The sequence below is a fragment of the Paraburkholderia bryophila genome (assembly GCF_003269035.1).
GTDB classification, from domain to species: Bacteria; Pseudomonadota; Gammaproteobacteria; order Burkholderiales; family Burkholderiaceae; genus Paraburkholderia; species Paraburkholderia bryophila.
The window spans coordinates 97469-106528 of sequence record NZ_QLTK01000026.1; the positions used below are offsets into that span (position 1 = coordinate 97469).

General features: G+C 61.0%; 8 protein-coding genes. 4 read left to right on the forward strand and 4 right to left on the reverse strand.

The window, feature by feature from the left end; all coding sequences use genetic code 11:
* Positions 1-22: 22 nt before the first annotated feature.
* The 4 genes from BX591_RS28075 (at position 23) to BX591_RS28090 (ending at position 3906) form a co-directional block, all read left to right on the forward strand.
* The gene (locus BX591_RS28075) at positions 23-1087 is read left to right on the forward strand and encodes an OmpA family protein (protein ID WP_111934592.1); all 1065 of its coding nucleotides are present in this window, start codon (positions 23-25) and stop codon (positions 1085-1087) included.
* A gap of 190 nt (positions 1088-1277) precedes the next feature.
* Complete coding sequence (locus tag BX591_RS28080) at positions 1278-1913, forward strand: response regulator transcription factor (RefSeq protein WP_111934593.1); 636 nt, start codon at positions 1278-1280, stop codon at positions 1911-1913.
* Between the two features lie 230 nt (positions 1914-2143).
* Entirely contained in the window at positions 2144-2812 is a 669-nt protein-coding gene (locus BX591_RS36235) for a hypothetical protein (protein ID WP_146749820.1), read from the forward strand.
* A 35-nt stretch (positions 2813-2847) separates the two neighbouring features.
* Positions 2848-3906 (forward strand): hypothetical protein, encoded by a 1059-nt coding sequence (locus tag BX591_RS28090; protein WP_167444632.1) that lies wholly within the window; start codon positions 2848-2850, stop codon positions 3904-3906.
* A 156-nt stretch (positions 3907-4062) separates the two neighbouring features.
* On the opposite strand, the gene acnA is transcribed toward BX591_RS28090, so the two are convergent.
* The 4 genes from acnA to BX591_RS28110 form a co-directional block, all read right to left on the reverse strand.
* Entirely contained in the window at positions 4063-6780 is a 2718-nt protein-coding gene (gene acnA, locus BX591_RS28095; protein ID WP_111934596.1) for an aconitate hydratase AcnA, read from the reverse strand.
* Positions 6781-6828: 48 nt separating this feature from the next.
* Complete coding sequence (locus BX591_RS28100) at positions 6829-8280, reverse strand: bifunctional 2-methylcitrate dehydratase/aconitate hydratase (RefSeq protein ID WP_111934597.1); 1452 nt, start codon at positions 8278-8280, stop codon at positions 6829-6831.
* Positions 8281-8305: 25 nt separating this feature from the next.
* Positions 8306-8815, reverse strand: a complete 510-nt coding sequence (locus BX591_RS28105) for a hypothetical protein (RefSeq protein WP_111934598.1) — start codon at positions 8813-8815, stop codon at positions 8306-8308.
* A 104-nt stretch (positions 8816-8919) separates the two neighbouring features.
* The coding region (locus tag BX591_RS28110) for a citrate/2-methylcitrate synthase (protein WP_338068909.1) at positions 8920-9060 on the reverse strand (141 nt) is incomplete at its 5' end.

The following is a 9060-nucleotide window of genomic DNA, read 5'->3' on the forward strand; positions in this document are numbered from 1 at the left end:
ATGCGCTCGACGTAGACAGTCAATGAAACTCCAGCTAACGATGCTTGTCTGCGCGCTGAGCTTAACGGCTTGCGCAGACCGTGCTGCGCGTGAGCGGCTAGGCATCGAAGACACCTCCGTGCTGAGAACAGGCATTGGCGCCACGCAGGACGAACCTGCGGGCGCCGCCAACTCGCAATGGCTCAACGCCTATGCGCCGATCGCGAACAGCCGGGGCGCCGCGATAGCGTCGTTGCAGGATCGCCTCAATCGGGTGCCCGTCAGCAGTAACCGCTATTTTCACGCGAAGGCGCAATGCTGGCTGGACGCCGCTCAACAAGCGCGTGATCAATGGGGTTTCGTCGAGGAGGCGATCGGCCAGGCTGCAATGATCACGATGGGCATTGAGCGCGATACACCTTTATCTGCCGCGAATCCCGCGTTGCGCACGGTGTCCACGGTGCGCCCTGATTTGTGGGCGATCGTCAACGCGATCAAGACTGATCCAGCGCTTGCGCAATGTCCACAAGCGCAGCCGCCACTGGCATGCGCCGAAGTCGAACTGATGCAAGCGGGGCATGACGCGTGGATACGTAGCTTTGCCAACGCAGAGAAGCGCTTGCCTGACGTCAAAGACAATCTGCGCAAATCGGCTGAAACAGCGCTGCAATGTCAGCAGGGCATGTCGGCGGCGGTGCCTGCATCGGTGCCTGCGTTGGCTTTGCCGGCAAGCGCGCCGCACACATTCACGCTGCGGATGGATTCGCTGTTCCGCTTCAACGGCACCTCGCTATTGCCGGCCGGCCGGCGCCAGCTCGACTCAGTTGTGAGCGCACTTGAAAGCGCGCCCGCCGCTCACGCATTGGAAGTCACCGGCTATGCAGACCGACTTGGCGGCGCGGCCCATAACCAGTGGTTGTCGATGCAACGTGCGCAAACGGTCGAGCAGTATCTGCGCGCGCATGGTGTGACATTGCCGATTGCCGCGCGTGGTCGAGGTAGTGCGAATCAGCGGGTCGAGTGCCATCAAACCAGGCAGGACGCTTTGGTGCAATGTCTCGCGCCGAATCGCCGTGTAGAGATAGAACTAGTGGGTGCGGCATCTTAGCGCGTGCTTCTGACGAGCGTGTCTTTATGCGCGACGCAGCCACTCGCGTGCGTGGGTGCTTTAGTACCTGCCGGTCCGCTATTTTCCATCTTCGAAACAAGCGAAAGCGCCGCGCGAGTTAATGCTTCGTCAGATCGGGATGTATCAACGATTTGTACGGCAAAGGATACTTTGAAAAGGAAAGAAAATCATGTCAACTATTCTGGTTATCGATGATCACCCGGCATTTCGAATGGTCATCAAAATGCAACTCATGCAATTGCTCGGTATCGAAGAAGTCATTGAAGCCGACAATGGACAAACTGCGGTCGAACTTGCTCGGCAATGCACGCCGAAACTCGCCATATTGGACCTGGACATTCCGCGCATCAGCGGGCTCGATGTGATCCCGCGTCTGAAGCTTGCACATCCGGCAATCCGTGTGCTGGTTTTGTCCGGACACGATCCCGCCATTTTCGCGCCGCGCGCGATGCGCTCCGGCGTCCACGGCTTCGTGGCCAAATCGCAGGAAATGAAAGAGATTTTGCGCGGCGTGGAAGCGGTATTGGCGGGTTATACGGTCTTCCCGGTGAATGCCAACGGCGCGGGCATCGTGCCCGCCGCCGGCGTGGGCGGTGAGGAAGACAGGATCAGTCAGTTGTCGGACAAGGAACTGGTGATTCTTCAAATGCTCGCGAAGGGCTTGTCGAATAAAGCGATTGGCGACGCGTTATTCATGAGCGACAAAACCGTCAGCACATACAAGAGCCGCATTCAGGAAAAACTCGGGCTCTCATCGTTGGCGGCACTCGTCGAGTTCGCTTCGTTGCACAGACTGATCGATTGAGTTGTGTCGCTATGAATAAGATGAGCCCGTCGCATTCTTCTGCGGGTGTGCCTTGTCGTACGCGGCGCCTGGTTCGCCATGTTTCTGCTGGTCGTGCTTGCCGTGTTGGGTTGACTTTTATCCGTTTTGTGTCGGTATTAGTGTGTCTTTGTGCATGTGCGTTTGCATTGCTGTGGGTGCTGTCAATGCGCGCCAATGCGCTACCGCTGGGCGACAGCACGGCGAACGGCATGCAAATCGATACGTCACGGCTGGGCGCACATGGCGCGGCGAGTCGACCATCCTCGATATGGATTGTCGTGGTACCGGTTGCCGCCGCCCTCGCTGGGGCCTGTCTATTCCGTGTCGCCCAGCGGCGTGCCGCCCAGAAGGCAAAAAATGCGGCCGATAAACGGCGTATCCATTGCGAACTAGCCCAACCGGCCAGCCGTACCAGTTCGAACGCGCCGTTTGCGGTCGAGTCGCGGAGTGCGCAGTCGAAAGCGGATCACGCGGAACCACAAGCCCTTGTTCCTTCTAATGTGGCGGTCGAGGGGGACATCGCCGGCAACGTGTCTTTCGAGCCCTTTGAAGCAAGGTATCTTCAGGCGCTGTCTGAAGAGGGCATCGATCTTCAAACGTTTCTGGCCGGCTGGCGCCATGCAATGGACGAAGATCTCGCACATCTCAGTGCACTGCGACGCGACGGCGAGCTGGATCGTTTGCGCGGTGTGCTGCATCGGTTGAGCGGGGCAGTCGGCCTTGTCGGCGCGTGCAGTTTGATGGAAGCGCTGCGGCACACGAGTGTCGCGCCACCGGCGCATAACGTTAGTTCCATCGACGCGCTGACAATGCGCATGAGGACTTTGGTCATGCAACTCGAAACCGCGGCCCACGCATACCGGAGTACCCCGCAATGAACCGACCGTGGGCCTTGATTCAAGGCGACCTGGCGTTGCCGAATGCACGGCTGCTCAGCGGGCTGCCTGCGCCTTTCGGCTTGAAGCCGCAACCGGTGCGGACCGCCGCGCAGCAAGAACCTCCATGCGGGGCGCGCGACGGAGTGCAACAAGCTATTCGCGACGTGGTGCAACCCCGCATGCCTGTAACACATCGGAATTCCGCTGTGCCGGGAGCAGGGTTTGTCTTTTTCTACAAGATGCCGCCGCGGCGCGATCATTCGGATCGCTTCGACGCGCAGTTGGCCGAAGCGCGGCGTTACCTCGAAATGGGAAAGGTGCGGCCGCGATCGTCTCGTTCTGACCATGTGGTCGGAGCGGTCATTTTTCTGAGTTGCAGCATGGCGCTGGCGTGGCTGCTGTCGACCTGTGCGACGCGCGACGCCAACCAGACAACGAGCGTGACGCTAACACGCCCAGACGTGCCGTCGCAGGGCGGCCCGGGCCCGGGCTTGGGTTCGCCGAAGGCGCAAGTCGCAGCTCGTTCGGCAGACGTGCTCGCGGCCCGACTGCCGAAGCCGGGCGCACCGGAGTCCACGGCGCTCGAGGCGAGCCGGCATCGCACGAACGACGCGTCGCCCGCGCTCAACAAGGCGCCCAAAATCGCACCCAAAGCCGTACCCAAAGCCGTACCCAAAGCCGTACCCAAAGCCGAGTCGACACGGACCTCGCCCCGCTTCGAGTCGAGCCTGGCCACGCGAGGTTCCCGCCGCGACCACGAAACGAAGCTCGCCGCCACACCAGCGCGTCGGACCGATATGGCACACCTGACGCAGGCGCAGGTCGATGCGCGTGTTGCCTTGACCCGCGCGATTCCGTCAGCCATCCGACCGTCCCCATCGCATCAGACCGACTGGACCACGCTAGCCGCGTCCACCCACGACACCGCCGAGCGCAGTGCATTGCTCGACTGGGCGGCGCGCCAGCGGCGTGCCAACGTCACGCAGCGCGCCACGGTGCCAGTTTCTGGCGAGACCGACTGGAATGCCAGCATGACCCAGCGCCGGATCACCGATAACCCCGGCGCCTTCCAGGCCGACCGTGGGCAGCGGTAAGGGCGTAGCGAAAAAAAACCCGTGCATAAAAAAAGCCCGACCAACGGTCGGGCTTCCAAAGTCGGCTGCGTTCTTCCACAGAACGCAGCCCCTGCAAAACAGCGTGGCTGTTTGCGTTGCAGCTAACTCAGCTAAACAGCAGTTTAAGCAGTCAGCTTAAGCAGCCAGCAGCGAACGCAGCACGAACGGCAGAATCCCGCCGTGCTTGTAGTAGTCGACTTCGATCGGCGTGTCGATACGCAGCAGAACCTGAACGCGCTTTTCCTTGCCGTCCTTGCCGCGAATCACCAGCGTCACTTCCTGTTGAGGCTTGAAGTCCGAACCCAAGCCTTCGATGTCGTACGTTTCTTCGCCGGTAATGCCGAGCGATTGCACGCTATCCGAGCCCTTGAACTGCAGCGGCAGAACACCCATGCCGACCAGGTTCGAGCGGTGAATCCGCTCGAAGCTGCGTGCGACCACGGCCTTCACGCCCAGCAGTTGCGTACCCTTGGCCGCCCAGTCACGCGACGACCCCGTGCCGTACTCCTCGCCCGCGAACACGATGGTCGGCGTGCCGGCATCGATGTACTTCATTGCTGCGTCGTAGATCGATTCCTGTTCGCCGCTCGGCTGGTGAATCGTCAGGCCGCCTTCCACACGCGTGCCGTCTGCCTTCGCCGGGATCATCAGGTTCTTGATCCGGACGTTCGCGAACGTGCCGCGCATCATCACGTCGTGGTTGCCGCGGCGCGAGCCGTAGCTGTTGAAGTCGGCCTTCTGCACGCCGTTTGCCTTCAGCCACTTGCCTGCCGGCGAGTCTTCCTTGATCGAGCCGGCCGGGCTGATGTGGTCGGTCGTGACCGAGTCACCGAAGATGCCCAGCGCGCGTGCGTTCTTGACCGCGGCGATGCTGTCGGCCGGCGTCATCGAGAAGTCCTTGCCGAAGAACGGCGGCTCCGCGATGTAGGTCGACTTCGGCCAGTCGTAGACTTGACCTTCTTCACCTTCGATCTTGCTCCACAGGTCGCCCTTCTTGGTCAGCGACGAGTAGTTCTTGCGGAACGCGTCGGCGTCGAGTGCGAACTTGAGCAGGTCGTTGACTTCTTCGCTAGTCGGCCAGATGTCGCCCAGGTAGATGTCGCGGCCGCCCTTGCCCTTGCCGACCGGCTCGGTCATCAGGTCGCGCGTGATGTTACCGGCGATCGCGTAAGCGACGACCAGCGGCGGCGAAGCTAGGAAGTTCGCGCGGATGTTCGGGTGAATACGCGCTTCGAAGTTGCGGTTGCCCGACAGCACCGCAGCCGCGACGATGTCGTTCTTCGTGATCGCTTCGTTCAGTTCCGGCGTCAGGTCGCCCGCGTTACCGATACAGGTCGTGCAACCATAGGCGGCCAGCGTGAAGCCCAGCTTGTCGAGGTACTTCAGCAGGTCGGTTTTCGTCAGGTATTCGGTGACGATACGCGATCCCGGCGCCAACGACGTCTTGATGTGCGGTGCCACGGTCAGGCCGGCTTCCACGGCTTTCTTCGCCAGCAGGCCGGCGGCCAGCAGCACGCTCGGGTTCGACGTGTTCGTGCACGACGTGATCGCGGCGATCAGGATGTCGCCGTTCTTCACGTCGACGCCGTTGCTCGTGGTGTACTGCGCGTCCAGATCGGCTTCCTTCTTCGCAAAGCCGTTTTCCGCCACCGGCTTCGAGAACAGGTCGCTGAAAGTCGACTTCACGTGACCGATTTCGATACGGTCCTGCGGGCGCTTCGGACCTGCCAGCGACGGCGTCACCGTGCCGAGATCCAGCGTAACGACCTTGGTGTAGTCGATCTGGCCAGCCTTCGGAATACCGAACAGGCCTTGTGCCTTGAAGTAGTTTTCGAAGGCGGAGATTTCCGCGTCCGTGCGGCCCGTGCCCTTGAAGTAGTCGATGGTTTTTTCGTCGACCGGGAAGAAGCCCATGGTTGCGCCGTATTCCGGCGCCATGTTGCCGATCGTTGCACGGTCCGGCAGCGACAGCGACTTCGTGCCTTCGCCGAAGAACTCGACGAACTTGCCGACCACCTTTTCTTTACGCAGCAGTTCGGTCACGGTCAGAACCAGATCGGTTGCCGTCAGACCTTCGCGCAGCTTGCCCTTCAGCTCGACGCCAACGACGTCAGGCGTCAGGAAGTACACCGGCTGGCCGAGCATGCCGGCTTCCGCTTCGATGCCGCCCACGCCCCAGCCCACCACGCCGATACCGTTGATCATGGTGGTGTGGCTGTCGGTGCCGACCAGCGAATCCGGGTAGTACACCGTATCCGTGCCTTCGGCCTTCTTGTGCACGCCGCGTGCGAGGTATTCCAGGTTCACCTGGTGGACGATACCGACGCCCGGCGGCACGACCTTGAACGTGTCGAATGCCTGCATGCCCCACTTCATGAACTGGTAGCGCTCGTTATTGCGCTGGAATTCCAGTTTCATGTTCAGGTCGAGCGCGTTCTTTTCGCGGAAGTGATCGATTTGCACCGAGTGATCGACGACCAGATCGACCGGGACCAGCGGTTCGATCGACTTCGGATCCTTGCCCATGTGCTTGGCGACACCGCGCATGGCAGCGATGTCGGCGAGCAGCGGCACGCCGGTGAAGTCTTGCAGCACCACGCGCGACACGACGAACGGGATTTCGTCGACGCGCGCTGCGGTCGGCTTCCAGTTCGCCAGTTGCGTGATGTGTTCTTCGGCGATCTTCTTGCCGTCGTAGTTACGCAGCACCGATTCCAGCACGATACGGATCGAAACCGGCAGGCGGTCGATCTTGATGTTCAGTGCCTTGCCGAGTTGCGGCAGGGAGTAGAACTTGCCTTTGCCGGAACCGCTGTCGAATTCCTTGAGCGTTTTGTGGAGGTTGTGGGCCATGGTGTTTTCCTTGGTTTGATCGCGGAACTACAGTACTGATTAACTTGACTAGATGACGTACAGATCGACGTACTCGTTGACCGGCATGGCTTCGAGCCGTGCCTGATCCAGCGACACGTCGAGAATCGCCAGTTGTTGCCTGACCGGAAAGCGGCGCGCGAGGTTGGTCTTGAACTTCTCGACCAGCAACGGAATCCCGTCTTCGCGACGACGCTTGTGACCGATCGGGTATTCGACCACGACTTCGTCGAATGACGACCCATCGTTGAATTCGATCGTCAGTGCATTGGCGATCGAACGCTTCTCCGGATCGTGGTAATCCTTCGTGAACTGCGCGTCTTCGACACAAGCCATTCTGGCGCGCAGCACATCGATTCGCGCGTCCTGCGCGATCGAATCTTCATAGTCCGCAGCCGTCAGGCGGCCGTGGATCAGCGGCACGGCGATCATGTACTGAATGCAATGATCGCGGTCGGCCGGGTTATTCAGTGGGCCCTTCTTGTCGATGATGCGCAACGCGGCTTCATGCGTGCGAATCGTGATCCGGCTGATGTCTTCGATGCGTTTGCCGTGCGCCACCAGTTGCGCATGCAACGTCATGGCCGCTTCCACCGCGGTCTGCGCATGGAATTCTGCCGGAAAAGAAATCTTGAAGAGCACGTTTTCCATCACGTACGAGGCGTACGGCCGCTGAAACTTGAACGCGTTGCCTTTGAACAGGACGTCGTAGAAGCCCCATGTCGGCGCCGTCAGCACCGACGGATAGCCCATCTCGCCGGTCCGCGCGATCAGCGCGAGGCGCACCGCGCGCGACGTCGCGTCGCCGGCAGCCCACGATTTGCGCGAGCCCGTATTCGGTGCATGGCGGTAAGTGCGCAGCGCCTGTCCATCGACCAGCGCCAGCGACACCGCGTTGATCAGCTCGTCGCGCGAGAGGCCGAGCAGTTGCCCGACTACCGCCGTGGACGCCAGCTTGACCAGCAGGACATGATCGAGCCCGACCTTATTGAAGGCGTTCTCGAGCGCGATACAGCCTTGAATTTCGTGCGCCTTGATCATCGCGATCAACACGTCTTTCATGGGCAGCGGCGGCTTGCCCGCTGCGATAGCACTGCGCGACAGCCAGTCGGCCGTGGCCAGAATGCCGCCGAGGTTATCCGACGGATGCCCCCATTCGGCCGCCAGCCATGTGTCGTTGAAGTCCAGCCAGCGAATCATGGCGCCGATGCTGAACGCGGCCTGAACCGGGTCCAACTGGAACGAGGTGCCCGGCACCCTGGCGCCGTTGGGGACGATCGTGCCCGGCACGATCGGTCCCATCAGCTTGGTGCAGGCCGGGTAGGTGAGCGCCTCGAGTCCGCAGCCGAGCGTGTCGATCAGACAGTGACGCGCGGTTTCCAGCGCCAGTGCGCTGTCGATCGGATAGTCCAGAACGTAATCGACGATATCGGCCAGAACCTGGTCCGGATCGGGTCGTACGTTGGAAATCGGAGCGGACATCGGGGAGCGTTCCTGACGACTGGATTTAGTTCGAGTTGTTGATCGCGTTCGACTGCGTCGGCGCCGGTGCGCCCTGGAGCATGGCTGCCGTCTTGCATTCGTCGGCCAGACGCGAGCTGTCCTTATCCGAGAACAGCATGGCCTTCGTCGGGATCACGACCAGATCCATACCCGAAGCGGCGTCGTGGAAGCGGTCTGCGCCCGTGGTGGTCGCTTCGCGCGGCAGGTTGTAATTCTTGTTCGCCCAGTGAACCGTGACGATCTGGTCACGCTTCATGTCGCCCTTCAGTTCGAAAGCCAGGCCTTCGTTGCACGACCACTTTTCCGCGCCGTCCGGTACCGGATCGACCTTCGCTTCCTTGGCCGGATTGACCTTGCGCTTGATCAAACGCTTCGGCTGCGGGCGCTTTGCCACCGCTTTCGTGGCGGGCTTCGCGGTCGTGGTGGTCGTCGTTTGCGCGGCGGCGTCAGTCGCGACGGTCAGCATCGTCGTGGACAGGGCGCCAATCACGGCGGCGATCATCAGCTTTTTCATGGAGAAAACCTTTCTATCTAATTTCAGTTGAACAGTGCGCGGGCTGCCGGTCCAGGCGACCGCGTCGGTGGAACTGCACGCGCCTTAAAAACGCACAGCGGCCGCTATTTTCTCCTATTTAGCGGCAGGTACTTCAAATTCTCCGGACCCGTGTAATTCGCGCTCGGGCGGATGATCTTGTTGTCGATCCGTTGCTCGATGATGTGCGCGCTCCAGCCGGCCGTGCGGGCAATCACGAACAGCGG